This is a genomic window from Mycobacterium intracellulare ATCC 13950 (genome assembly GCF_000277125.1).
Lineage (GTDB): Bacteria > Actinomycetota > Actinomycetes > Mycobacteriales > Mycobacteriaceae > Mycobacterium > Mycobacterium intracellulare.
This window is the reverse complement of the sequence record NC_016946.1, coordinates 1,150,973-1,175,793: the sequence shown is the minus strand read 5'-3', so window position 1 is coordinate 1,175,793 and position 24,821 is coordinate 1,150,973. Positions and strand designations below refer to the sequence as shown.

Annotated in this window: 19 protein-coding genes and 1 riboswitch; of the genes, 12 read left to right on the top strand and 7 right to left on the bottom strand. The window is 68.5% G+C overall.

The genetic code is table 11. From position 1 onward, the window contains the following. Positions 1 to 5 precede the first annotated feature (5 nt). From OCU_RS30775 to OCU_RS30765, 3 genes are all read right to left on the bottom strand, one after another. Positions 6 to 1,124, bottom strand: a complete 1,119-nt coding sequence (locus OCU_RS30775) for an ABC transporter substrate-binding protein (protein ID WP_009957561.1) — start codon at positions 1,122 to 1,124, stop codon at positions 6 to 8. 87 nt (positions 1,125 to 1,211) lie between these two features. Next, complete coding sequence (locus OCU_RS30770) at positions 1,212 to 2,072, bottom strand: CbbQ/NirQ/NorQ/GpvN family protein (RefSeq protein ID WP_014379398.1); 861 nt, start codon at positions 2,070 to 2,072, stop codon at positions 1,212 to 1,214. 55 nt (positions 2,073 to 2,127) lie between these two features. After that, positions 2,128 to 3,888 carry a nitric oxide reductase activation protein NorD gene (locus OCU_RS30765; protein WP_014381984.1) on the bottom strand — a complete coding sequence of 587 codons (1,761 nt, stop codon included), beginning with the start codon at positions 3,886 to 3,888 and terminating at the stop codon, positions 2,128 to 2,130. Between the two features lie 141 nt (positions 3,889 to 4,029). Between OCU_RS30765 and OCU_RS30760 the strand changes: the two genes are divergently transcribed. The 8 genes from OCU_RS30760 to metE all read left to right on the top strand — a co-directional run bounded on the left by OCU_RS30760 (position 4,030) and on the right by metE (position 13,926). Then, the gene (locus tag OCU_RS30760; protein WP_009957558.1) at positions 4,030 to 5,019 is read left to right on the top strand and encodes an SDR family NAD(P)-dependent oxidoreductase; all 990 of its coding nucleotides are present in this window, start codon (positions 4,030 to 4,032) and stop codon (positions 5,017 to 5,019) included. A gap of 142 nt (positions 5,020 to 5,161) precedes the next feature. Next, on the top strand, positions 5,162 to 6,337 hold the full coding sequence (locus OCU_RS30755) for an acyl-CoA dehydrogenase family protein (RefSeq protein ID WP_179293418.1): 1,176 nt from the start codon (positions 5,162 to 5,164) through the stop codon (positions 6,335 to 6,337). Further along, the gene (locus OCU_RS30750) at positions 6,334 to 7,455 is read left to right on the top strand and encodes an acyl-CoA dehydrogenase family protein (protein WP_009957554.1); all 1,122 of its coding nucleotides are present in this window, start codon (positions 6,334 to 6,336) and stop codon (positions 7,453 to 7,455) included. The genes OCU_RS30755 and OCU_RS30750 overlap by 4 nt, the downstream gene beginning before the upstream one ends. Continuing rightward, entirely contained in the window at positions 7,455 to 8,102 is a 648-nt protein-coding gene (locus OCU_RS30745; protein WP_009957552.1) for a nitroreductase family protein, read from the top strand. Before OCU_RS30750 ends, OCU_RS30745 begins: the two co-directional genes overlap by 1 nt. Positions 8,103 to 8,240: 138 nt before the next feature. Further along, complete coding sequence (locus OCU_RS30740) at positions 8,241 to 9,521, top strand: TetR/AcrR family transcriptional regulator (protein WP_009957551.1); 1,281 nt, start codon at positions 8,241 to 8,243, stop codon at positions 9,519 to 9,521. Between the two features lie 96 nt (positions 9,522 to 9,617). Further along, complete coding sequence (locus OCU_RS30735) at positions 9,618 to 10,460, top strand: SDR family oxidoreductase (protein ID WP_008254428.1); 843 nt, start codon at positions 9,618 to 9,620, stop codon at positions 10,458 to 10,460. Positions 10,461 to 10,547: 87 nt separating this feature from the next. Next, complete coding sequence (locus OCU_RS30730) at positions 10,548 to 11,189, top strand: SDR family oxidoreductase (RefSeq protein ID WP_009957550.1); 642 nt, start codon at positions 10,548 to 10,550, stop codon at positions 11,187 to 11,189. A 73-nt stretch (positions 11,190 to 11,262) separates the two neighbouring features. Then, a riboswitch (cobalamin riboswitch) is annotated at positions 11,263 to 11,486 on the top strand. Positions 11,487 to 11,655: 169 nt separating this feature from the next. Next, entirely contained in the window at positions 11,656 to 13,926 is a 2,271-nt protein-coding gene (metE, locus tag OCU_RS30725) for a 5-methyltetrahydropteroyltriglutamate--homocysteine S-methyltransferase (protein WP_009957549.1), read from the top strand. A gap of 66 nt (positions 13,927 to 13,992) precedes the next feature. Here the strand turns inward: metE and OCU_RS30720 are convergent, their stop codons facing one another. Continuing rightward, on the bottom strand, positions 13,993 to 15,717 hold the full coding sequence (locus tag OCU_RS30720) for a DUF3556 domain-containing protein (RefSeq protein WP_014379396.1): 1,725 nt from the start codon (positions 15,715 to 15,717) through the stop codon (positions 13,993 to 13,995). A gap of 52 nt (positions 15,718 to 15,769) precedes the next feature. Then, positions 15,770 to 16,492, bottom strand: a complete 723-nt coding sequence (locus OCU_RS30715) for a potassium channel family protein (RefSeq protein WP_009957546.1) — start codon at positions 16,490 to 16,492, stop codon at positions 15,770 to 15,772. A gap of 121 nt (positions 16,493 to 16,613) precedes the next feature. Here OCU_RS30715 and OCU_RS30710 point away from each other — a divergent pair, with 121 nt between their 5' ends. Together OCU_RS30710 and OCU_RS30705 are read left to right on the top strand one after the other, a co-directional pair. Next, the gene (locus OCU_RS30710; RefSeq protein ID WP_026071435.1) at positions 16,614 to 18,110 is read left to right on the top strand and encodes a potassium/proton antiporter; all 1,497 of its coding nucleotides are present in this window, start codon (positions 16,614 to 16,616) and stop codon (positions 18,108 to 18,110) included. Positions 18,111 to 19,211: 1,101 nt separating this feature from the next. After that, positions 19,212 to 20,591 carry a flavin monoamine oxidase family protein gene (locus OCU_RS30705; protein ID WP_014379394.1) on the top strand — a complete coding sequence of 460 codons (1,380 nt, stop codon included), beginning with the start codon at positions 19,212 to 19,214 and terminating at the stop codon, positions 20,589 to 20,591. Positions 20,592 to 20,652: 61 nt separating this feature from the next. On the opposite strand, the gene OCU_RS30700 is transcribed toward OCU_RS30705, so the two are convergent. Next, a complete protein-coding gene (locus OCU_RS30700; protein WP_009957543.1) occupies positions 20,653 to 21,174 on the bottom strand; it encodes a DoxX family protein in 522 nt (173 codons plus the stop codon). Between the two features lie 213 nt (positions 21,175 to 21,387). Here OCU_RS30700 and OCU_RS30695 point away from each other — a divergent pair, with 213 nt between their 5' ends. Continuing rightward, complete coding sequence (locus OCU_RS30695) at positions 21,388 to 22,965, top strand: pyruvate, phosphate dikinase (protein WP_014379393.1); 1,578 nt, start codon at positions 21,388 to 21,390, stop codon at positions 22,963 to 22,965. Next, entirely contained in the window at positions 22,962 to 23,576 is a 615-nt protein-coding gene (locus OCU_RS30690; RefSeq protein WP_009957540.1) for a hypothetical protein, read from the top strand. Before OCU_RS30695 ends, OCU_RS30690 begins: the two co-directional genes overlap by 4 nt. Here the strand turns inward: OCU_RS30690 and OCU_RS30685 are convergent, their stop codons facing one another. Then, positions 23,577 to 24,818 carry a WS/DGAT domain-containing protein gene (locus tag OCU_RS30685; RefSeq protein WP_036458326.1) on the bottom strand — a complete coding sequence of 414 codons (1,242 nt, stop codon included), beginning with the start codon at positions 24,816 to 24,818 and terminating at the stop codon, positions 23,577 to 23,579. Positions 24,819 to 24,821 lie beyond the last annotated feature (3 nt).

Here is a 24,821-nt window from a genome sequence, read left to right as displayed (position 1 = left end):
CGTCGTCACCCTTCCTCGCCGAAGCGATCAACCAGGTGCGAGTTGACGCCGTCGGCATCCAACGTCCGGGCCACGAGATACCCGGCGCCCATCCATGCCCGGCGCGTCCACTTGCCGAAGGAGACCCGGGTTCCGGGCGCCCCCGAGGCGGCGGGCATCATCTTCACCCGCTCCAGCGCCTCCTTGACGCCGCGCGGGCTGAGCGGGTGCGCGTCCGTGAATGCGCGCACGAGTGTCGCGGCGACGTCGCGATTCACCACGGTCACGCAGAACTCGGGGCGGCTGCCGTTGTACTTCTTGGCGTAGCTGTCGAGGAAGTCCTGGCCGATACGGTTGGCCTCGTCGTATTGGTCGACGCCGATCCAGCCCATGAACGCGTTCCACATGATCGGGTTCACCCAGGCGTTCTGCCACGCGGTGGTGGTGAAGCGGGGTGGGTCCCAGCCGAGAGCCTCGAGCGCCGGGTTGATGAAGACGATCCCGAACCCGAATCCCAGGTGCACGATCGCCTCGGCCTTCGCCTCGTGGAGCGTCTGCACCGCAGCGTTGATGTCCTGAGCCGTCTGGGCGATCGCCGCCTCCGCCACGATCCGAATGCCCTTGCGCCGACAGGCACTTCGCAGGTTCTTCAGGTAGCTCTCCCCGATGAGGCTCTGCTCGACCAGGACACCGACCTCGGCGAGTCCCCGCTTGGCGATCAGGTCGGCCAGGAAGATGGGTTCGTCGGTCATCGATCCCTGGGGGAACGCGAAGGTCCACTCGCCTAGCCAGTCGTCGGTGCCGGTCACGCTGATCGCGGGCACCTTGAACCGCTCCTCGATCGCTTCGCGCAACGGCACACAGTTGTCGGTGATGTTGGGGCCGAAGACCACCAGGCAGCCCTCGTCGACCAGTTCGCCGTAGGCATCGATCACCGCCTTGACCGAACCCTTGGGCAGGCCCTCCACCTCGCGATAGATCATCTGCACCGGACGGTCCATCAGGCCCTGGGCGACGGCCTCCTCGAAGATGAGGTCGAAGGTCTGGGTGAACGACGCGAACAGATCCTCCGGAAAGCCCGGCGGCAGCGTGAAATCCATCAGGTAGCCGACCTTGATCGGCTCAGCGCTGCTTTCGTAGGACATCTGACCTCCCGGGTGACGAACTCAGGCGCGCGCCCCAAATCAAAAACCTAATATTTGTTCAGACCCTAGCCGGGCCGGTATGCAGCGTCAATGACCGCGCCCGTCGGGCCCGCACAGATAGATCTCGATCATCTCGCCCAGGGCCCTGCCCACCGCCACATCGTCGGTGAGCGGCCCCGCGATGGCGGCCCGGGCGGCCTCTTTCATGCTCAGCCCCTCGGCCACCAGCCTGCCCGCCGCGATCAGCACGCGCGTCGACGCGACCTCACGCAGCCCACCGGTCTCCAGCCGGCGGATCGCCTGGCCGAAACGGACCAACTCGGCCGCGACGGCGGCGTCCACCCCGGCCTCGTGCGCGACGATTCCCTCTTCGACATCGGCTGCGGGGAAGTCGAATTCGATCGCGACCATGCGCTGCCGGGTCGAATCCTTGAGGTCCTTGAGCACGCTCTGATACCCCGGGTTGTACGACACCACCAGGCCGAATCCGGGGGCGGCGTCCAGCGTGACACCGAGCCGCTCGATGGGCAGCTGACGGCGGTGGTCGGCGAGCGGATGCAGGACCACGGTGGTGTCCTGCCGGGCTTCGACCACTTCGTCGAGGTAGCAGATCGCACCCTCGCGCACGGCCCGGGTCAGCGGGCCGTCCACCCAGACGGTCTCGTCACCGCGCAGCAGATAGCGGCCGACCAGGTCCGCGGTCGTCAGGTCGTCATGACAGGCGACGGTGATCAGCGGCCGGCCCAGGTCGTAGGCCATCGCCTCGACGAATCGGGTCTTTCCGCAGCCCGTCGGACCCTTGAGGACCAGCGACAGGCCCTGGCGGTACGCCGCCTTGAAGACGGTCTCTTCGCTACCGACCGCCTGGTAATAGGGCCGCACTTCTCCCTTTTCGTCCCCCTCGGACTTACCGCGGTCGAAGTACGCAAGCCCGGACTCGTTGGCCATAGCTTCCCTTCAGATCGTCCGGCGATTGGAGCCTAACCGGAACAGATGTTTGTTTTCAAGCGTCGTAACGTGCGGGGCCGGTGAGTTGGCGCGCCAACTGTGTTCTGGGACTTGACATCACCGACACCCTGCGGCGAACCTCCGCCGAGCGCAGCGCAGACCGAAACAGCGGGCCGACGACGCCGGCCAGCTGATCGGGGCGTGCGATCGTCGCGTGCGCGGCGCTGCCGAACACCCTGCGCAGCGATTGCACGTCGGTGCCCGCGCCGACGGTCAGGCACACACAGCCGGTCCCCCGCCGGCGGGCCTCGGTCAGGGCGCGGCGCGCGTCGGCGGCACCGTAGGCGCGCTCGTATCCGTGGTCGTAGGCGAGCCCGTCGGACAGCACCACCAGCAGCCGCCGCGACGTTCCGCCGCGCGCCTCCAGGACCGCCGAACCGTGCCGGATCGCCGCGCCGAGCCGCGAGTACGCGCCGGGTTCCAGGCTGTTGAGCCGCCGGATGACCAGGGCGTTCAGCTGGTCGTCGAAGCGCTTCACGGGCACCATGCTCACCGCGCGCCGGCCCTGCGAGTAGTAGGCGTAGAGCGAGACGCGGTCGCCCAGGTCGTGCAGGGCCACGGTGAGGTTGGCGACCGCGGCGCGCTGTTGCTCGTGGACCGTCCGCCCGACCGTTCCCGGTTCGCCCGCCGACCCCGACACGTCGAGCAGCAGCAACACCGACAGGTCGCGCCGGCGCCGCAGGCTGTCGAGGTACACCGCCTCGTCGGGCACCGCGCCGGCCCGCACTTCGACCCGGGCTTCGACGGCGGCATCGATGTCGATGTCGTCGCCTTGCGACTGCCGGTGCCGGCGGTGCAACCCCATGCCGAGCCGCGAAAGTGGCCGGCGCACACCGATGGCGTCGTCGATGGCCTGTGTCGCGGTGGCCTTGATCTCGGGTTGGATCTCGCGCACGGTGCACCATGCGGGCCGGTAGCTCTTGCGCGCCACATCCCATTCCGGATACCGCACGCCGTCCGCGATGGGGTCCTGCTCGTTCCCCTCGTCCCCGGGCGCCGACGCCAGCGACGCCACGGCGTAGGCGCCGCGCTTGGTGGAGTTGGTGCGATGCGTGAAGCCGTCCGCGCCGGGCGGACCCCCGCCGCTCCCGGTCTTGCGCGCGGACGACAGCATCTTTTTCAGCCATTTGCCGATGAAGCCGCCCCCGCCCACCGGGCTGGTGAACAAGTCCGGGTCGTCGGAATCGTCGACGTCACCGTCGTCGAGCTCCTCGAGTTCCCGCTTCTGCTCGCTCGAATTTCGCGGAACGTGTTGGGATTCAGCCTGATTCCGTTGCGGTGCCAAGCGGGAGGCCGCCGTCACCACCTTTGCCGCACGGATCACGCCGAATTCCGGCCGCGGGACCTCGACGGCGCCCCGGCCGGAGGCGATGCGCAGCGACGCCGCAGGCGAGTCACTGCGGCCGGCGACGCCGCGATCACCGACCGACGCAAGGATGCCCGGCAGCACGTCGGCGTTACTCACCAGTGCGCGATGACCCTCCACCGCCAGATAGCGTCTGGCCAGCCGCGGGTGGCGTACCAGGGCACGCACAATGGCGGGATCCAGACTGCCGGCCGCGATCAGCGAGGCCTGCACCGCAACCGATGCGAGCCGAGCGCGGTCTGGCGCGACCGGGTCGACGTAGATCGTCTGGCCGTCCGTCCACGGCGGTTCACCCGGCTGCAGTTCGGCGACGGCCACCGCGCGGCCCGCCAGCGCCGAGGCCAGCATCGCGAGCCCCCGCACCCGGTCGCCACGCGCGTCGTCCGCCACCCCGGACCTCCGAACCAGTCGTTGACCAAATATCTGTTCCACCGTAAAGTCCGCCGTGAGCGCAGTCAATCGCCCGGGTTGGTCTGTCCCAACGGGCCGGCGCCCCACCGCGGGTGGACACGAGTTAGTCGGGAGCACATCATGATTGACTTCACCGGCCAGGTGGCGGTGGTGACCGGCGCCGGCCGCGGGCTCGGTCGGCTGTACGCGCTCGACCTGGCCCGCCGCGGCGCCACAGTGGTGGTCAACGACCTGGGCGGCGGAATGCGGGGCCTACCAAACGAAGCCGCCGACGCCCGCGTGGCCGACGACGTGGTCGACGAGATCACGAAGGCCGGCGGCACCGCGATCGCTTCCTACGACTCGGTCGACACCCCCGCCGGTGGTCAGGCGATCGTCGACACCGCGGTCGACACGTACGGGCGCCTGGACGCGGTGATCAGCAACGCCGGCATCTTCGGCAGTGCACCCTTCGAGGACCTCTCGCACGACGACTGGGCGCGCATGCTGCGGGTGCATCTCGACGGCGGCTTTCACCTGTCGCAGCCCGCGTACCGCGTGATGAAGAAGAACGGCGGCGGCCGATTCGTGTTCATCTCGTCATCCGCCGGGATCTTCGGTCAGCCGATGGAGGCGCACTACGCCGCAGCCAAGGCCGGCCTGGTCGGGTTGACGAACGTCATCGCGATCGAAGGCGAGGCACACGGGATACTCGCCAATTCCGTGCTGCCGACCGGCTTCTCGCGCATGGTCACCGAAACCGTCGGTGACGAGAAGTTCCTCGCCGAATCCGGGTTCATGCAGGCCATCAGGCCCGAACTCGTCGTGCCGTTGGTGATTTTTCTCGCCAGCAGGGCCTGCACGTTCAGCCATCGCAACTATTCGGCATCCGCCGGCCGCTACGCGCGGGTGTTCGTGGGCCTCACCCAAGGATGGCTCTCCGACGCGGGCAGCCGGCCCACCGCCGAGGACATCGAAGCACACCTCGAGCAGATGTCGTCGACGGAGAAGTTCATCATCCCCGCGTCGATCGTCGACGAGGTGCTCGAAGTGTGCGCGCGGCGCGGTGTCAGCCCGATGCCGGGCGGGACCGACATCGAATTCCCCGCACCCCAACACCACGGGAGCTGACCGTGGATGACCAACTGCGCGAGCAGGTCCGGCGCCCGGTCGATCGCACGGCGATCTACGACCGCGCGCAGCGCTGCGCGCGCGGTCGGGGCCGCGCACGCCCCGTGATCGTCCGCTTCTGGCGTCGCGTCATTGACCCCCTATGTGCCCAACCGTAAAGTCCGGGAAAGTGGACTTCTCATACCCGGCGGAAGTGGAACAGTTCCGCACCGAGCTGCGTGAGTGGCTTTCGGAAAACCTGACCGACGAGCTGGTGGCCGCCCGCCGGCCCACCGGGCGCAACGACGCCGCGTTCGAGAAGCTGCGCGTGTGGAACGCGACGATGGCCGACGCGGGATGGGCCGCGGTGTCGTGGCCGCGTGAGTACGGCGGGCGCGGCGCGTCGGTGCTCGAGCAACTGGTCTACACCGAGGAAACCACCCGCGCCCGAGCGCCCGTGCCGCTCAACGTCATTGGGCTGAACAACATCGCGCCGGCGATCATGCAATACGGCACCGAGTCCCAGAAGCGCACCCTGCTCCCGCGCATGATGCGCGCCGACGACATCTGGTGTCAGGGCATGTCGGAACCCGAGGCGGGCTCGGACCTCGCGGCGTTGCGCACCCGCGCCGTGCGTGACGGCGACGACTTCATCGTCAACGGCCAAAAGATCTGGACGTCGCTGGGACATCGGGCCGACTGGTGCCAGCTCTACGTGCGCACCGATCCCGACGCTCCCAAGCACAAGGGGATCTCCTGTCTGATCGTCGACATGACCCTGCCCGGCATCGAGGCACGCCCGCTGGTCACGCTCAACGGCGACGCCGACTTCGCCGAGGTGTTCTTTCACGACGTGCGGGTGCCGGCGGACGCCTTGCTCGGGCCACTCAATGCCGGCTGGCAGGTGGCCACCACCACGCTCAGCCACGAGCGTGCCGGGGCCGCCCGGTTGTACGCCGAGATGCAGGTGCGGCTCGAAGAGCTGGTGGACGATCTCGCCGCGGCGGACACCGGCGCGCTGGACGACCCGGTCACGCTGCGGCGCCTCGGCGAAATCGCCGTCCGCATCAAGTATCTCGAAGTCCTGTGTCAACGATCGATCTCGGCCACGATGCACGGCGGTGATGCATTGGGGTCGGCCAGCCTCGCCAAGACCGTGTGGGGCGAGATCGGGCAGGACCTGGCCGCCCTGGCCTTTGACGCGCTGGGCGGCCGCGACACCGGTGCCCCGTGGGCGGACTACCGCCTGACGTCGCGCGCGCTGACCATCGCGGGCGGCACCAGCCAGATCAACAAGAACATCACCGCCCAACGGGTACTGGGGCTGCCGCGAAAATGAACCTCGAACTCAGCGACGAGCAGGCAGCGCTGCGCGACACCACGCGGCGCTTCCTCGCCGAAAAGGCCTCCGTCTCCGACCACGTGCGCCCGCTACTCGACGACCCGACCGGCACCGATGAGTCGGTGTGGCGGGGCCTGGCCGGTCTCGGCGTCACCGGTCTGCTGGTGCCGGAGGACTGCGGCGGCTCCGGCATGACGATGGTCGAGGCCGGCATCGTCGCCGAAGAGCTGGGGGCCGCACTGCATCCGGGACCGTGGTTGTCGACCGCGGTGGCCGCCCCACAGGCGCTGAACCTGTTGGGCGCCAACGATACCGCCGCAGAGCTGCTGCGCGGGATCGCGGACGGCACCACGATCGCCGCCGTCTGCTTCCTGGACCTCGGCAACGCGTCCGTCACCGCCAGCCGCCGCGACGACGGCATAACGCTCCGCGGCGAGGCCATCGGCGTACCCGATGCCGCCGCCGCCGACGAGCTGCTCGTGCTCGCCGACGATGCCGGCGACACCGGGCTTTTCGCGGTGCGAAACGGCTCGCCCGGGGTGTCAATTGCGGCCCAGCCCGGCATCGACCCGACCCGCAAGCAGTTTCGCGTCTCGTTCGACGCCGCCCCCGCCCGGCGCCTGGCCCCGGTGTCTGCGCACCAGATCGCCGCGGTGATCGACGACGTGCTGATCGCGTCCGCCGCCGACGCGCTCGGCGCCGCGCGCGCAGTCATGGACCTCGCCGTCGGATACGCCAAAGCCCGAACGCAATTCGGTCAGCCGATCGGCTCGTTCCAGGCGATCCAGCATCTGTGCGTCGACATGTACGAGACCGTCGAGCTGGCCCGCAGCGGGGTGATCCACGCCCTGTGGGCCAGCGACGCGCACCCCGGCGCCGACGGGCAATCCGGCGGCGAGCGGCATGTTGCCGCGCTGCGGGCCAAGGCGTTCGCCGGACGGCTGGCGACCGTGGCCGACACCGCCATCCAGGTGTTCGGCGGGATCGGCTACACCTGGGAACACGACGCTCACCTCTATCTCAAGCGCTTGCTGGGCTGGAGCGCGTTTCTCGGCGGGCCCGACCGGTACCTCACCGAAATCGGTGCGCGCCTTGCGAAGAGAGGCTGTCACTGATGGAGATCGACTATCTGCTCACCGCAACCCCGTCGGCGCGAAAGTCGCTCGACCTGGAGGCCGACGTCGATCTCGGCGACATCCGCGAGTGCCTGCGGATCGGCCTGCAGGCCGCGAACGGGTCCAACGCGCAGTCGTGGCGCTGGCTCGTGATCGCCGATCCGGCGCTGCGCGCCAAGATCGCCGAGCTGTATCGCGAGGCCTACCTGCGGCGGGTCGGCGGGCAGCTGCTTGCCGATCTGATGCCGGCGGGAACACCCGAGAGCCGGGTCATGTCGTCCACCGAGTGGCTGGTCGAGAACATGGCGCGCGTGCCGCTGCTGGTGATCCCTTGCTATGAGGCCTACTTGCCCCGCATCGACGGTGACGAATCGTTCCACCTGGCAACGCTGTACGGTTCGATCTTCCCGCCGGTGTGGAATTTTCAGCTGGCCCTGCACACCCGCGGATACGGGACCTGCATCACGACGCTGCACCTGCACCACGAGGAAGAAGTCCGAAAGTTGCTCGGGATTCCGCAAACCTACGTTCAGGGCTGCCTGCTGCCGGTGGGCCGCCTACGCGCGGGCCGCACCTTCCGGCCGGCCCCGCGGCGCCCGGTCGAGGACGTGGTCGCGCGCGACCGCTGGGATGGCCCGGCGCTCTAGAATGGGGTTTTCGCCGCTTGTGCAGCGCATTCATCGGGTCCGGGTCTGATAGCCTCTAACAAAGATTTGGTTCGGCACGAGAGGACGAATGCGCATGCTCGCCACCCCGCACTCGTCCGGATTCCCACACCGCTGATCATGGCGAAAGCCGAGTCACTGCGGTCCGGCGGAATCACCGACTCCCCCACGCGCCGCGCCGAGATCCTTGCCACGGCGGCATCACTGATCGCGTCCTCCGGATTGCGGACCTCGCTACAGGAAATCGCCGATGCCGCAGGCATTCTTCCCGGCAGCCTGTATCACCACTTCGAGTCCAAAGAGGCGATCCTCGTCGAGCTGATCCGGCGCTACCAAGACGATCTGGAACGGATCGGCCGGTCCGCGCAGGCGAAGCTGGACGAACCGGACTCCCGTCCGGTCGCCGAACAGATCATCGAGCTCGGGGCGGCGATCGCCAACTGCGCCGTCGAACACCGCGCCGCCCTGCAGATGTCCTTCTACGAGGGGCCGAGCACGGATCCGGAGCTGATCAAGCTGACGCAGCAGCGGCCGGTCGCGATTCAGGAGGCGATGCTGCAAACGCTGCGCGCCGGCCGGTGGAGTGGTTACATCAAACCCGACATCGACCTGCCCACACTGGCCGACCGCATCTGCCAAACCATGCTGCAGGTCGGCCTCGACGTCATGCGCCACAAATCTCCCGGGGATCAGGTGGCCGGCCTGCTGTGCCGAATCATCCTGCAAGGGTTGGCAACTCGCTCGCCGACCGACGCCGCGCTGGACCGCTCGAAGGCCTTCGCCGCCGCCGACGACGTCATCGCCACCTGGTCCGACGACAGCGACGCCGACCCCAGCGACAAGGCGGCACTCGTGCGCGCGGTGGCGCGAACGGAATTCGGACGCAGGGGTTATGAGGTCACCACCATCAGGGACATCGCGTCGGCCGCCGGGCTTGGCACCGGGACCGTGTACCGGGTGATCGGATCCAAGGACGAGCTGCTCGCCTCGATCATGGAGTCCTTCGGCAAGAAGGTGGAGGCGGGCTGGGTCAACGTCCTGCGCTCGGATGCCACCCCGATCGAAAAGCTGGACGCGCTGAGTTGGGTCAATGTCAACGCGCTCGACCGGTTTTCCGACGAGTTCAGGATCCAACTCGCCTGGATGCGTCAATCGCCCCCGGACACGCCCAACCCGGGCTGGCTGTACGCCACGCGGCTGCGGCAAATGAAAACGCTGCTTTCCGAGGGGATCCGGTCCGGGGAGATCGGCGTCGACGCGCCGTCCACCGCGATGTTGGCACGCTGCGTGGTCGGCCTGCAGTGGATACCGGAGAACATCCTCCGAGACGTCGGCAAACGCGCGGGACTGGTACACGCCCGCGACACCGTGCTGCGCGGCGTCGCCGTGCGCGGCAAGTAAACCGCAATAACCCGCCCCGGTATTGAACCAAATAACTGTTACCCATACAGTTGAGCAGTTAGAACCGCGTTGGCATTATCCGAGAAGGGGATTTCCATGACCATTGTCGATCGGTTGCGCTACGACGGCAAGCGCGCTCTGGTGGTCGGCGGCGCGACTGGCATGGGCGCCGCCGCGGCCAAGTCAGCGGCCGAACTGGGGGCCGAAGTGATCGTGATGGACTACGCGCCGGTGGACTACAAGGTCGCCCAGTCCGTCCAGGTGGACCTGCGCGACCCCGCGTCCATCGATTCCGCCCTCGAGCAGGTCGACGGCCCCATCCACGCGGTGTTCTCCGCCGCCGGCGTCGCCGACGGAACGATCGACCTGATGAAGATCAACTTCATCGGCCACCGCCACCTGATCGACCGCCTGCTGGAAAAGGACCAACTGCCCAACGGCTCGGCCATCTGCTTCATCTCCTCGGTCGCGGGCATGGGCTGGGAGAACGACCTGGACCTGATGCTGGAATTTTTGGCCACCCCGGACTTCGCGGCGGCGGAGGCGTGGTGCCAGGCGCACGAGGCCGAAGGGATCAACCACTACGGCACCAGCAAAAAGGTGATCAACACCTACGTGGCGACCCAGGGCTACCCGTTGGCGAAGAAGGGCATTCGCATCAACGCGATCTGCCCCGGCCCGACCGACACCCCGCTGGCCCAGGCCAACGCCGACCTGTGGCTGTCCTTCGCCCAGGACTACCGCGACGAGACCGGCTCCAAGGTGCACACGCCCGAGCAGATGGGCGACGTGATGGCCTTCCTCAACAGCGAGGCGGCCTGCGGCGTCAGCGGGATCACCCTGCTGGTGGACTCGGGCCACACCATGGCCTCGATGACCGGTGCCTACGCGCCGGGCAAGCCGATCATCGACATCATCATGGGCAAGGTGAAGCTCTAACCTTTCTCCCGCGAGACTGTAACCGCCTACCGCTCTACCCGGCGTTCGCGTCGGGAGTTGCAGTTTGGCGGGAAGTAGCGTGGGGGCATGGCTCGCATCGCCCTCATCGGCGGCCACGGCAAGGTCGCCCTGCAACTGGCCCGGATCCTGACCGAACGCGGCGACGACGTGAGCTCGGTCTTCCGCAACCCGGACCACGCCGGCGATGTCGCCGCCACCGGCGCCGAACCGGTGACGGCCGACATCGAGCGGCTCGACACCGACGCCCTGGCCGGCCTGCTGGCCGGGCATGACGCGGTCGTGTTCTCCGCCGGGGCCGGCGGCGGGAACCCGGCACGGACCTATGCCGTCGACCGCGACGCGGCCATCCGGGTGATCGATGCCGCGGCCCAGGCGGGCGTCACGCGGTTCGTGATGGTGTCCTACTTCGGCGCGGGCCCGGATCATGGTGTGCCGCAAGACGACCCGTTCTTCGCCTACGCGGAGGCCAAGGCGGCCGCGGACGCCCACCTGCGCGCCAGCGACTTGGACTGGACGGTGCTGGGCCCGGGTCGGCTCACCCTCGAGCCGGCGACCGGGCGCATCGCGCTGGGCGAGGGCAAGGGCTCGGTTTCGCGCGCCGACGTCGCGCACGTCGCCGCCGCCGCGCTGGCGGACGACTCCACGATCGGCCGCACCATCGAGTTCAACAACGGCGACGTCCCGATCGCCCAGGCACTGGCTCGCTGACCCCGTCACCAGCGGAGTAAGCTGCGCTACGCAGCTGGTCTGCCGTCACCGCACAACGCGGCGTCGGCATCGAGCGAGACATGTTAGACATGCTTCGCAAGAGGGAACCCGGTGGGAGTCCGGGACTGTCCCGCAGCGGTATGCAGGAACGACCGCCGTCACGAGCACTGGTCTGGCGAAAAGACTGGGAAGCGACGGCCATTAGGAACTGCCCGGCTCCTCAGCGGCCCTTCCGGGCCGCATCGTCGGCCGGGCGTGAGCACCACCTGGTGCGCGCCTGCGAGTCCGAAGACCTGCCAGCTGTGCCGGACGCGCCGCGTCCGGCGGGCTCATCGCCTCGTGGAATGGGCGTTTGACCGTAACCGTTAGTGGTAAGTGCCTGAAAGAAAATCGGGCACGCACCGCGAGACGGTTCGGCCTCGCGTCTGCCGGCGGTGACCAGACCGTTGATAAAAGGACGAAAAACGTGACCACTCAACCATTCACCGCCACGGTTACCGGCTCGCCGCGCATCGGCCCGAAACGCGAACTCAAGCGCGCCACCGAGGGCTACTGGGCCGGCCGCACCAGCAGATCGGAACTGGAATCCGTCGCCGCGACACTGCGCCGCGACACCTGGGCGGGCCTGGCGGCCGCGGGCCTCGACTCGGTGCCCGTGAACACCTTCTCCTACTACGACCAGATGCTGGACACCGCGGTGATGCTCGACGCGCTGCCGGCCCGTGCCACGCAGGTCTCCGACGACCTCGACCGCTACTTCGCTGCCGCGCGCGGCAATTCCGACGTCGCGCCGCTGGAGATGACCAAGTGGTTCGACACCAACTACCACTACATCGTTCCCGAGATCGCCCCCACCACGAAGTTCGCGCTGAACCCCGACAAGGTGCTCTCGGAGCTGAAAGAGGCACTGGCACAGGGCATTCCCGCGCGGCCGGTCGTCATCGGGCCGATCACCTTCCTGCTGCTCAGCAAGGGCGTCGACGGCGCGGGCGCACCCATCGAACGACTCGAGGAACTGGTGCCGATCTATTCCGAGCTGCTGTCGCTGCTCGCCGACAACGGCGCGCAGTGGGTGCAGCTCGACGAGCCGGCGCTGGTGACCGACGCCTCCCCCGACGCGCCCGCGTTGGCCGAGGCCGTCTACAACAAGCTCGGCGCGGTGAGCAACCGGCCGTCGATCTACGTCGCCACCTACTTCGGTGACCCCGGCGCGGCGTTAGCCGGTCTGGCCCGCACGCCCGTCGAGGCCATCGGCGTCGACCTGGTCTACGGTCCCGACACGGCCATCGCCGCGGTCCCCGAACTAGCCGACAAGGTACTGGTGGCCGGCGTCGTCGACGGACGCAACATCTGGCGCACCGACCTGCAGGCGGCGCTGGACAAGCTGGCGAGCCTGCTGGGTTCGGCTGCCGCGGTTGCCGTCTCGACATCCTGCTCGACGCTGCACGTCCCGTATTCGTTGGAGCCGGAGACCGGACTCGACGAGGCGCTGCGCAGCTGGCTGGCCTTCGGACAGGAGAAGGTCGGCGAGGTGGTGGCGCTCGCTCGCGCGCTGCGCGAGGGGCGCGAGGCGGTCGCCGAGGAGATCGCGGCATCGAACGCCGCGGTGGCCTCCCGCAAGAGCGATCCGCGCCTGCACAACGACCGCATCCGTGCCCGCATCGAATCGATCGTGGCCTCCGGCACACACCGCGGTGACGCGGCGAGGCGCCGGGCCAGCCAGGACGAGCGGCTGCAGCTGCCGCCGCTGCCGACGACGACGATCGGGTCGTTTCCGCAGACCGTTCAGATCCGCAAGGCCCGCGCCGCGCTGGTCGCCGGCGAGATCGACGCGGCCGAGTACGAAAAGCGGATGAAGCAGGAGATCGCCGACGTCATCAAGCTGCAGGAGAACCTCGGGATCGACGTGCTGGTGCACGGCGAGCCCGAGCGCAACGACATGGTGCAGTACTTCGCCGAGCAGCTGGAGGGCTTTTTCGCCACCAAGAACGGCTGGGTGCAGTCCTACGGCAGCCGCTGCGTGCGTCCGCCGATCCTCTACGGCGACGTGATCCGCCAGCACCCGATGACGGTGGAGTGGGCCAAGTACGCGCAGTCGCTGACCGACAAGCCGGTGAAGGGCATGCTGACCGGTCCGGTGACGATCCTGGCGTGGTCGTTCGTGCGCGACGACCAGCCGCTGGCCGACACCGCCAACCAGGTGGCGCTCGCGATTCGCGACGAGACCGTGGACCTGCAGTCCGCCGGTATCGCGGTGATCCAGGTCGACGAGCCGGCGCTGCGTGAGCTGCTGCCGCTGCGTCGCGCCGACCAGGACGACTACTTGCGTTGGGCCGTAGGGGCTTTCCGGCTGGCCACGTCGGGTGTCGCGGACTCCACGCAGATCCACACCCACCTGTGCTACTCGGAATTCGGCGATGTGATCGGCGCGATCGCCGATCTGGATGCCGACGTGACGTCGATCGAGGCGGCACGCTCACACATGGAGGTGCTCGACGACCTCAACGCGATCGGCTTCTCCAACAGCGTCGGACCGGGCGTCTACGACATCCACTCGCCCCGGGTGCCGAGCACCGAGGAGATGGCAGAGTCGCTGCGCGCGGCGCTGCGAGCCGTTCCGGCCGAACGGCTTTGGGTCAACCCCGACTGCGGACTGAAGACCCGCAACTCCGACGAGGTGACCGCGTCGCTGAAGAACATGGTCGCCGCCGCGCAGGAAGTGCGCGCGGGGGTCTGAGGCATCGCGGGAGTAACGCCACGGCGGTTTCCGGCGGGAAATGTCGCCGTGGCGTTACAACCGCGCCTACCCCGACACCACCTCGACGGGAACGTCGTCGGCCCAGGGCTGGCGGGTGACCATGTCGGCGACCCGGACGATGCCGCGCTCGAACTCACCGGTCGCGGCGTCGACCAACCGATACGCCTGCGTTTGCTTGTGAATCGGTTGCGCGTCAAGCAGAACCACGCGGACCTCGCCCGGTTCGAAGTGGCAGCGCTCCTGCAGCGCGCTGATCAGCTGCTCGTTGTGCATGTGGCCGTCGCCGAAGTTCCAGCCGATCGCGGTGCTGCAGATCCGCTCGCCGTCGGTGAGGACGTAGTCGTCCTCGTTCTGGCCGGCCATGGCGCGGTGCGCCAGCGTGAACAGCGCCCGGCCGTGAGTGTTGAAGCCGCGGAACGCGTATCCCATGTAGAGCGGAATCTGCGCCGCCTCCGGGCTGCCATAGAACCGTTCCAGCTGGGCCTGCGGCATGCTGGCGATCGCCACGATGCCCCTGCCGATCTTGTCGTTGGCGGACGGCTTGATGCACCACAGCGTGGTGTCCCAGTTGCCCGCGTAGTACCGCATCCCGGGCAGAAACGAGATCTTGCGCGGAAACATGTTGCCCAGCAGAACGATTCCCGCGATCACGACAAACAGGATCGCCACCACCACCGGGTGCTTGAGATCCGCGAGACCGAGCTGGGTGTGGGCGACGAACAGCGACAGCACCCCGAAGATCATGAAGACGTTCCACTCCAGCGGCACGCCCATCGGGATCGAGACCAGGATGCCGAGGTGGAAGCACACCATGACCACCGCGGCCACCGTGACGGGCCAGCCGCCGTGACAGAAGAACAGCGGCAGCGGCACCAGCATCTCGATGGCGGTGCTCAGGTGCGCCAGCCACCGCGACAGCCACCCCGGCCGCAGGTCGTCCGGGAACTTCTCGAAGAAGCGCCTTTTCAGCCAGCGGGGCCGCACCAGCGGATTGTTCGACATCATCGTGGAGATCACGAACGGAAAGTGTTTGTTGAGTTTGGATGTCGCGGCGCCCATCCAGATCACCAGGAACACCACCTTGGACCCGACGATCATGTCGGGCGCGGCGAACAGGAACGTCACCGCCATCGTCGCGTAGACCTCGCCACGCGCGGCCAGGAAGATCACCTTGTCGCGCAGGCCGAGCACCGCGAGCAGCAGCAGGATCAGCACGACCTTCCATGCGGGCAACAGCCCGATGGTCGTGCCCAGTTCGGGGATCGGCCCGGTGCCGTCGGCGAACAGCGCCGCGAACGTCACCAGAAGGAACAGCGCATACAGGGCCACGTCGATCGGTTTGCGCTTGGTGCCCTTGGTCAGTGGCACGCGGTCCGGCCAGGGTGGCAGCCGGATGGTGCCGAAGCGCATCCAGTACAGGACCGAACCCATCGGGGGGAAGAACCGGTTGTTCAGCGGGCCGAAGCCACAGCCCAATCCGATCACCTCGAACAGCATCGTGTAGAGCACGACCTTCTCGAACACGATCGGCTCCGACCACCACGACGCGACCTGTGTGAACCCGCCGAGGCCGCGGGTGGCCGAGGCGAACACCCACGCGCCGAGGATGTAGAGCAGGATTTTGACGACGTAGAACAGGTGCAGCGCGACCGGTGTGCCGAAGCCGACCTCGGCCCAGTGCTTGGCCATCGGGCGGATCTTGTCGCTGCGGCTGCCCTTGTTCCATTCGGCCATGTCGAGCTGCGGTAGCTCGGGCTTCAGAAATCCCATGGTTCCACAGACTAGAACGTGTTCTAGGTAGGTGGCACGCGTTGGGCCCGAACTAGGCGGGCAAGTTTCTCACCGGGCCGGCCGGTATTTCACGCCGGCGCGCCGCCCGGGCCGGGGCGCCCTGGACGATGAGGGCGCGGACCTGATTCTCGGCGGCACTGCCTGCGACGAACAACATTTCGTCGCCGGCCTCGAGCACGTCGTCGGGCTGCGGCAAGATGACGCTGCCGGCGCGCAGCACGGTGATCAACGCGGCGTTATCCGGCAGCGGCAGGTCACTAATCCGGCGGCCGACAAGCGGGTTGTCCACCGGCAGTGTCAGTTTCGACAGGCCGACCTGACCGCGCGCGAGCCCCATCAGTTGCACGAGGTGGCCGACGTCGATGGCCCCCTCGACCCCGGCCACCATGGCGCGGGGCGTGGAGACCGCCACGTCGATGCCCCACGCCTCGGTGAACAGCCACTCGTTTCTCAAGTCGTTGACGCGCGCCACCACTCGAGCGACCCCGAACTCGGCCTTGGCCAACAACGCCGCCGCGAGGTTCACCTTGTCGTCGCCGGTTGCCGCGATGACGACATCGCACAGCTGCAGTCCCGACTCTTGGAGCGACGCCAGCTCACACGCGTCGGCGAGTAGCCACTCCGCGTCGGGCACCGTCTGCGGTACGTAATGGTCGACGTTGCGCTCGATCAGCAAGACGCGGTGACCGGCCTCGAGTAGCTCGAGTGCGACCGAACGACCGACCGCGCCCGCGCCGGCGATCCCGATGCGCACTATCCACTCTCCTGACGGCTGGTCGGCGTGTACCCCAGCTAGTCATTAGTGTTACTAGTGATTCACTTGCACACAACCCGACTTCGCTGGCCTGAGCCGCGACCGAACGGCGATGAACAACATGACCTTGCAGCAGCTGTACGTGACGCTGCTGGTCGGGGGCCTCGTGCTGCTGGCCAGCATCGTCGCCACCCGGGCGGCCGCCAAAGTGGGGTTGCCCAGCCTGCTGCTGTTCCTCGCGGTCGGCGTCGCCCTCGGCAACGACGGGCTGGGGCTGGAATTCAACGACGTCCAGCTCGCCAGCGACCTCGGCACCACGGCGCTGGCCGTCATTCTGGTCGAAGGCGGATTGACGACGCGGTTCGCCGACATCCGCAAGCTGCTGGCACCCGCGGGTGTGCTGGCCACCCTCGGGGTGGGCATCAGCATGGTGATCACCGCCGCGGGCGCGCACCTGCTGCTCGGCATCAACTGGCAGCTCTCGTTGTTGCTCGGGGCGATCGTTTCGCCCACCGATGCCGCCGCGGTGTTCTCGGTCCTGCGCGTCCTACCGCTGCCCAGGCGCCTCGCCGGTCTTCTCGAGGCCGAGTCCGGATTCAACGACGCGCCCGCCGCGATTCTCGTGCTCATGTTCAGCACGACCCCCATGACGCTGGCGCCGGGAACCGCCGCGACTGGCGTGGTGTACGAGCTGGTCGTCGGCGTCGCGGTCGGCCTGTTCAGCGGCGTGCTGGGCGCCTTCGCGATGCGACGGGCGGCGCTGCCGGCCTCCGGCCTCTATCCGTTGGCGACATTTGCGCTGGGCATGGTGGCGTTCGCCGCGGCCGCCAGCGCCCACGCCAGCGGGTTCATCGCCGCGTATCTGTCGGCGGTGATATTGGCGAACTCCGGGTTGCCCCATCGCTCGGCGACCCGGTCCTTCGCGGAGGGGCTCGGCTGGCTGGCTCAGATCGGGCTGTTCGTGCTCCTCGGCCTGTTGGTGAGCCCGAGCCAATTGGGCAGCGAACTGATCCCGGCGATCGTCGTGGGCGCGGTGTTGCTGTTGCTCGGTCGGCCGCTCTCGGTCTTGATCTCCCTGGCCCCGTTTCGGGTGCCCTGGCGCGAGCAGGTGTTCCTCTCGTGGGCCGGGTTGCGCGGCGCGGTCCCCATTGTGCTGGCGACGTTTCCCATCGTCGAAGGGGTCGCGGACAGCTACCGGCTGCTCAACATCGTGTTCATTTTGGTCGTGGTGTTCACCCTGATCCAGGGCCCCGGATTGAGCCTGCTGGCGCACAGGATCGGGCTGATCTCGCGTGAAGCCACGAGGGAGATCCAGGTGGAAGCGGCGCCGCTGGACGTGTTGGAGGCCGAACTGTTGACGATGACGGTGTCGCCACCGTCGCGGCTGCACAACGTCTCGGTGCTCGAGTTGCGGCTACCCGACCCGGCCGTCATCACGCTCATCATCCGGAAGGGCCGCACCTTCGTCCCGCAGCCCCACACCCGCATCCAGGCCGGCGATGAGCTGCTGATCGTCACGACACCCAAGACGCGCGCCCCCACCGAGCGCAGGCTCCGCGCGGTGAGTCGCCGCGGCAAACTGGCGTACTGGTTCGACGAGTACGGCGAACCGGACTGATCTGCCGCCTGTATGGCCACGGTCGGCACATATGAGATCGGCCAGAGTTTCGGCGGCGCCCAGCGCGCCGTCGCTAGAATCGAATCATTGTGTGGTTCAACGACGGAACCAGACCGCGACGGTCGCCCCCGGTCATTGCGATCGCCGCCATGGTGGTGTTGCTAGCCGCGGTCGTCGGATCCGGCCCGTCGCGCTCGGAGTCAGCGGGGTCCGAGCCTCCCGCGACCGCGGCCCCGCATCCGGTGGTCGCCGCTATTGGCCACGACGACCACCCGGCTCCTGACCAGGGTTTGTCCGCCGAGTACCACAAGCCTCCCGCGACCGCGGCCGCACCTCATGGCCGGCAAGCGAATTCGCCGCGCTGGACGCCGGCGCCGCCGTGGTCACCGTCGCCGGCTTCATCCATGTCGAGTTGGCGAGCCGACGGCGTCGACCCGTGTACACCCGGCACTTCCCTTGGCGCCCAAGATCTTTTCACCCGGCTCTGCGTCTCCAGACGCTGATCGGCCAGGACCGGCCGTCATGCCATGCGCGACGGCCGCTCAGACGCATCGACGTTAACTCCTGCTGCTCACGCGCCACCGCATACCTCTCTCAATCGGCGGGTGTACGCGCGGGACCTTGTATTTCAGGGAGAAATTTTGTCCACATTCTTGGTCGCGAAGACCCTCACAATTCTCGGTGGTGCCGCGCTGCTTGTCTCGGCGGTCGGATGCGACGACGGCGTCGTCGCGACGTCGGCGGGCCCGTCAATCACCACGACGGCCGCTTCGTTCGGCGGGGCGCCGGCACAACCGCTTCCGGCTTCGCCCGAAAGTCGTGCTGGCGGTGCGGGATTCACTGGCTGCATCATCGGCCTAAACTGCGGTTGCTTCCCTCGTCAAGGCAAGTGTGGGCGGCAGCGGTCGCCACGGGTGGTGCCTTCGCCCCCGCCGCCGGGCGAGTTCGGTAACAACGGCCCCGCCGAAAACCGGCATGTGCCCGTGGTTCCGTGAGCCGCCGACCACACCGTCGTCTCGGAAATCCGGGTGAACTCGCTGTCGCGGACGCCGCCGTCGGTGTAGTTTGCTGCTGGGGCGGGACTACGGTGAGGAGCCGGCCATGTCCGACGTCGATTATTGCGTGGTCGGAGCGGGATTCGCGGGCCTGACGGCCGCCTTGCGGCTCCAGCGGGCCGGCCGATCGGTGGCCTTGCTGGAGGCGCGCGACCGGGTCGGTGGGCGCACCTTCACCGAGACCCGCCCGGACGGGACGTGGATCGACCGCGGCGGCGCGTGGATCGGCCCGGGCCAGGACCGGATCTACGCGCTGATGAACGAGTTCGGCGTGCCCGAGTACAAGCAGCACAACGACGGCGACGCGATGATGATCGTCGGCGGCAAGAAGCACCGCTACGGCGGCACCATCCCCTGGACGATGAGCCCGTGGGCCGTCACCAACCTGGGCCTCGCCCTGATGTCGTTCGAGAGAATGTGCAAAACGCTCCCGCGCGAAGCCCCTTGGGAGGCAACGCAAGCCGCCGCGTGGGACCGGATCAGCCTGGGCGAGTGGATCGAGAAGCACACGCTGTCCAAGGCGGCCCGGCAAATGCTGGACATGGCCCTGTCCGGCCTGTACACCTCGGCGGGATCCGAGACGTCGTTGCTGTGGGCGCTGCTGCAGACGGGATCGGCCGGCGGCCCGACGTTCGCCATTTCCGGCAAGGGCGGCTCCCAGGACGCCCGCCCGGTCGGCGGCATGGGCGCCATCTACCGACAGATCGCCGCCGAGCTCGGTGATGCGGTGCACCTGTCGCGGCCGGTCCGGCAGGTCGCGCAGGACGCCGACGGCGTCACCGTCAGCGCGGAGGGCATGACGGTGCGGGCGCGGCGGGTGATCGTGGCGATCCCGCTGGCGATCGCCACGTCGATCGCCTACGAACCGGCCCTGCCGGTGGATCGGGCGTTTCTGCACCAGCGCATGCCGAGCGGCGCGGTCGTCAAGATCTCGGTCGTCTATGACGAGCCCTTCTGGCGGGCCGACGGGCTGTCCGGCCAGTCGGCCGCGCCGGGATGCCCGGCGACGCTGACCATCGACGCCTGCACCGACACGGGCAATCCGGGGGTCATGTGCGTCATCAGCGAGGGGCCCGCGGCGCGACGGCTCGGCAGGCTCGGCGAGGCGGAACGCCAAGCGGTCATCATCGGCGAGCTGGTCGACCGCTTCGGGAGCAAGGCGAACGATTACCGCGAATTCCACGAACAGAACTGGACGGTGGAGCGCTATTCCGGCGGCGGCATGATCAGCCACGCGCCCACCGGCGTGCTGACCGAATTCGGTTACACCCTGCGCGAACCCTGCGGCCGCATCCACTGGGCCGGCACCGAGAGCTCGGCCGTCATGTGTGGGTGGGTCGACGGCGCGATCCGCTCCGGGGAGCGCGCCGCGGCCGAGGTGACCGCGGCCGACACGGCGACCGTGGCGGCCTCGAGCGTCGACTAGTTGCGCGCGTCGCCGGCGTGTCGGCCCAACAACTCGACGTTCGGCGCGGGGGGCGCCGTGGCTAGCCGGCTTGCTTGGCCGGCGGCCGATAGAAGATGACCAGCTGGCCGATGGCACCGGCCAGGCCGAGCACCACCGAGATCAGCAGGCCGTGCCAGCCGTCCATCCAGTTCTTCCCGAAGACCAGGTAGTCCAGGCTGTACTTCCCGGCGCCCAGCGTGGCCACGACGACCGCGCTGACGGCGAGCACCAGGTTGTATTCCCAGCCCTCCTTGACGATGAAGAAGCCGTTGGCGCGGTGCACGGTCCAGGCCGCGACCAGCATCAGCGAGACGAAGCCCGCGGCCGGGATGGGGGTGAGCAAACCCGCCGCCAGGCCCAGGCCAGCGGCCATTTCCGTGGTCGCCGCCACCGTGGCGTGAAACTTTCCGGGTTTCATGCCGATGCTCTCGAACCACCGTGCGGTGCCCGGGATGCGGCCGCCGCCGAAGAACTTGTTGTAGCCATGCGCGGCCAACGTCACGCCCAACACCAGCCGCAGGATCAGTACTCCGACGTCATGGACCGTGTCATATGAAGTCATAACTGTAAACCTAGATCATGGGGCGGGTGGCAAGACAAGAGCCGCCGAGCAGCTACGGCGCTTTATCCGCTGGTACGTGTGGGAACATAGCGGGCGTTCCGACGTCGGCATCGGTAGCTAAGTCCACAAAGGGGGTGCACCACGGCTCGCACCGCATCAGGTAGCGGCGCCCACCGCCATGCGTCGAGCGGGGCCACGCGTGCCGAGCATCCCGTGGTGTTACTGGACGGCGCATCGAACCACCCGCGCGAACTGCTGGGCAACAAGGGCCACGGCATCCAGACGATGCGCCGCCACCAGCTGCCGGTGCCGCCCGCCTTCTGCATCACCACCGCGGTGGGGCTGCGGTACCTCGCCGACCCCGCGGCGACGATGGACGCCATCTGGGACGACGTGCTCGACCGGATGGGCTGGCTGGAGACCCAGACCTCGCGCACGTTCGGACGGGGACCGAATCCCCTGCTGGTCAGCGTGCGCTCGGGCGCCACCCAGTCCATGCCGGGCATGATGGACACCATCTTGGACCTGGGCATCAACGACGACGTCGAGCAGGCGTTGGCGGCGGGCGACCCGACGTTCGCCCGCGACACCCGCCGGCGGTTCTGCGACATGTACCGCCGCATCGTGGGCGGCGGTGAGCAGCACGACGTTCCGTCCGACCCGTACGCTCAATTGCGCGCCGGCGTGGAGGCCGTGTTCGCCTCGTGGAACTCGCCCCGCGCGGTCGCCTACCGCACCCACTACGGTTTCGGTGATCAGCACGGCACCGCCGTGGTCGTCCAGGCCATGGTGTTCGGGAATTACGGCCCCAATTCCGGTGCCGGGGCATTCATTTCACGCAATCCGATAACCGGCGACAACGAGCCGTTCGGCGAGTGGCTCCCCGGCGGCCAGGGCGACGACGTGGTGTCGGGATCGGTTGAGGTGCAACCGATCACCGCGCTGCGCGACGAGCAGGCGGCCGTCTACGACGAGCTGGTCGCCGCCGCCGGCACCCTCGAGCGGCTGGATGCCGACGTCCAAGAGATCGAGTTCACCGTCGAAAGCGGCAAACTGTGGTTGCTGCAGACCCGGGCGGCGGAGCGGTCGGCGCAGGCCGCGGTGCGCACGGCGCTGCAGCTGCGGCACGAGGGACTCATCGACGACGCGGAAACACTGCGGCGGGTGACCCCGGCCCACGTGCAGACCCTACTGCTTCCCGCGCTTCAGCCCGAAATACGCTTGGCGGCGCCGCTTTTGGCCAAGGGGCTGCCGGCCTGCCCGGGCGTGGCGTCGGGCACGGCATACACCGACGTCGACGAGGCGCTGCGTGCCGCCGACCGTGGCGAACGAGTGATCCTGGTGCGCGATCACACCCGGCCCGAAGACGTGTCGGGGATGCTGGCGGCGCAGGGCGTCGTCACCGAGGTGGGTGGCGCCGCCAGTCATGCGGCGGTGGTCAGCCGCGAATTGGGCCGGGTGGCGGTGGTGGGCTGCGGCCAGGGCGTGGCGGCGTCGCTGGCAGGCAGACAGATCACCGTCGATGGCGCCGAAGGTGAAGTGCGCGAAGGCCTTTTGGCCTTGTCCGCGTGGTCGGAAGACGATTCGCCGGAGCTGCGCGAGCTGGCCGACATCGCGCGACGCGTCAGCCCGCTGCGCGCCCACGTCACCGGAGACCATCCGCGGCTGGACGACAACTCCGAGGCCGCCGTGCGTGCCGCCATCGACCGCGGACACACCGACGTGGTCTCGGCCACCCCGTTGATCGTCATGCTGACCGCGCTGCGGCTGGCCGCGAGGGCGGCGCCATGACCGAACTGGATGTGCTGCAAGGGGTCCGGCTCAAGGGCCGGGTGAGCAGAACCGATCTGGCCGCGACATTGGGGGCCGATCCCGGCGACATCACTACCATCGTCGAGCAACTGACCGCGGCGGGCCTGCTGGCCGAGGGCGCAACCGTGCAGATAACCCGCGCCGGCAGCGACCGGTTGGCGACGCTGCTGGCCGAGGAGCGCGAGGGCATCGATGCGGGCGCGATGGCCGCCGCGTACAAGGACTTTCGCGCCGTCAACGCCGACTTCAAGCGCCTCGTGACGGATTGGCAGCTCAGGGGAGGCCCCGGCGGCGTTCCCAACACCCACGACGACGCCGAGTACGACGCCGCCGTGCTCGCCCGCCTCGACGACGTGCACGCCCGCGCCGTGCCGATCGTCGAGGCCGCCGCGGCCCAACTGCCCCGGCTCAACGCCTACGCGACGAAACTTGCTGCGGCATTGGACAAAATCAAGGCCGGGGAGACCTCCTGGCTGGCCAGGCCGCTGGTCGACTCCTACCACACGGTGTGGTTCGAGCTGCACGAAGAACTCATCGTCGCCGTCGGCCTGACCCGCGAGGAAGCGGCCAGATCCGGCGACGCGCAATAGCTAAAGGGCCTCGTCGAGCAGCGCCGTGTAGGCGTCGATATCGGGAATGGCCGAGGCCGCCGCGTGCACGCTGATCGCGATGGTGTCGCCGATGCCGTGCACGCCGTGCGTCAGACCCATCATCGGCGACAGCGCCGGATATCCGGCCGTCAGCACCACCGGGGCGCCGCCGAAACTCAGGTCGGCGGCGCCGCGGTAAACGCTGGACACCACGGTGTTGCCGGCCACCTGCGTCGGACGCTGGTCGAGGTCGAACTGGTTGATCCCCCAACGCAACAGCGGTGCGGGCACCGCGGCGAAGGCCCGGTCCGCGGCCCGCGTGGCCGGATGCTCGAACCGGCGCCGGCCATCGGCCAACTCGGCCGCGATCCGCCGCAGCCGCGCATCCAGATCAAGCTGTGGGTACAGCCCGACGACCACGTTCCCGAAGTGGTTATTGGCATGAGGCACACCGGGTTTGGCCATCGGGACTTCGGCCCCTAACGTCTCGGATCCCGGTCCCAGCAGTCGATACAGCGCGGTCGACACGGCGGCGAGAGCCCCGACGGTCACCGTGGGCCCGCGAAGCTGCGCGCGGGGACGCACCAGCGTGCGCACCGAGCGCGCGCCGTTCGGGCGGGCATTCGTCGGCAACAGCGGGCGGGGCCCGGCACCGGGCGTCAGCACGCCCGCGCGGATATCGCGGACCCGGCGGCGGTCGGCGCGGGCCGCCTGCACGGCCCGCCACGGCAGGAACCCCGCCGGCAACCGTTGCACCTCGGGCACCGGAACGTCCCGGCCGAACAGCCAGGCCGCCATCGCCGCACCGCGACCCCCGTCTGCCAGCGCATGCGCGAGCTGCACGACCGCGACCGCGCCCGGGCCGTCGACGCCCGGGATGCCGTCCACCGGCGTGAACAGATGCACCCGCCAGGGCATCCGGCGAACGTCCAGCTGGCTGTCGGCGAGGCCGGCGACCGCTTCCAGGCACGCACCCCAGCTGCGCTCGACGAGCTCGTGGCGCACGATCTGCTCCGACACCACCCGAGCGGGAACCCACTGCGGATACCTCAGTAAGGACCGGTCGCGGACCCGCACCGACAGGGCGGGGCAACCATTCGCCCGGCGGCGAACCTGTTCGACGGCGCGGCCGAGGTCGGCGGGCTCGCCGGCGAAGGCGTACAGCAGGAACTCGTCGCTGGGGATTTTCGCCGACATCCAGTAGAACTGCGCATCGACGGCCGCCATCCGGCGCGCAGTCATCGC

Bases quoted from the DNA above. Each gene is read 5' to 3' on its own strand.
- OCU_RS30740 (WP_009957551.1), top strand. From the start codon at position 8,241: ATGGCGAAAGCCGAGTCACTGCGGTCCGGCGGAATCACCGACTCCCCC.
- OCU_RS30710 (WP_026071435.1), top strand. From the start codon at position 16,614: ATGACCTTGCAGCAGCTGTACGTGACGCTGCTGGTCGGGGGCCTCGTG.
- OCU_RS30730 (WP_009957550.1), top strand. From the start codon at position 10,548: ATGGCTCGCATCGCCCTCATCGGCGGCCACGGCAAGGTCGCCCTGCAA.
- OCU_RS30760 (WP_009957558.1), top strand. From the start codon at position 4,030: ATGATTGACTTCACCGGCCAGGTGGCGGTGGTGACCGGCGCCGGCCGC.
- OCU_RS30775 (WP_009957561.1), bottom strand. From the start codon at position 1,124: ATGTCCTACGAAAGCAGCGCTGAGCCGATCAAGGTCGGCTACCTGATG.
- OCU_RS30745 (WP_009957552.1), top strand. From the start codon at position 7,455: ATGGAGATCGACTATCTGCTCACCGCAACCCCGTCGGCGCGAAAGTCG.
- OCU_RS30750 (WP_009957554.1), top strand. From the start codon at position 6,334: ATGAACCTCGAACTCAGCGACGAGCAGGCAGCGCTGCGCGACACCACG.
- OCU_RS30690 (WP_009957540.1), top strand. From the start codon at position 22,962: ATGACCGAACTGGATGTGCTGCAAGGGGTCCGGCTCAAGGGCCGGGTG.
- OCU_RS30755 (WP_179293418.1), top strand. From the start codon at position 5,162: ATGTGCCCAACCGTAAAGTCCGGGAAAGTGGACTTCTCATACCCGGCG.
- OCU_RS30735 (WP_008254428.1), top strand. From the start codon at position 9,618: ATGACCATTGTCGATCGGTTGCGCTACGACGGCAAGCGCGCTCTGGTG.
- OCU_RS30700 (WP_009957543.1), bottom strand. From the start codon at position 21,174: ATGACTTCATATGACACGGTCCATGACGTCGGAGTACTGATCCTGCGG.
- OCU_RS30685 (WP_036458326.1), bottom strand. From the start codon at position 24,818: ATGACTGCGCGCCGGATGGCGGCCGTCGATGCGCAGTTCTACTGGATG.
- OCU_RS30720 (WP_014379396.1), bottom strand. From the start codon at position 15,717: ATGGGATTTCTGAAGCCCGAGCTACCGCAGCTCGACATGGCCGAATGG.
- OCU_RS30770 (WP_014379398.1), bottom strand. From the start codon at position 2,072: ATGGCCAACGAGTCCGGGCTTGCGTACTTCGACCGCGGTAAGTCCGAG.
- OCU_RS30705 (WP_014379394.1), top strand. From the start codon at position 19,212: ATGTCCGACGTCGATTATTGCGTGGTCGGAGCGGGATTCGCGGGCCTG.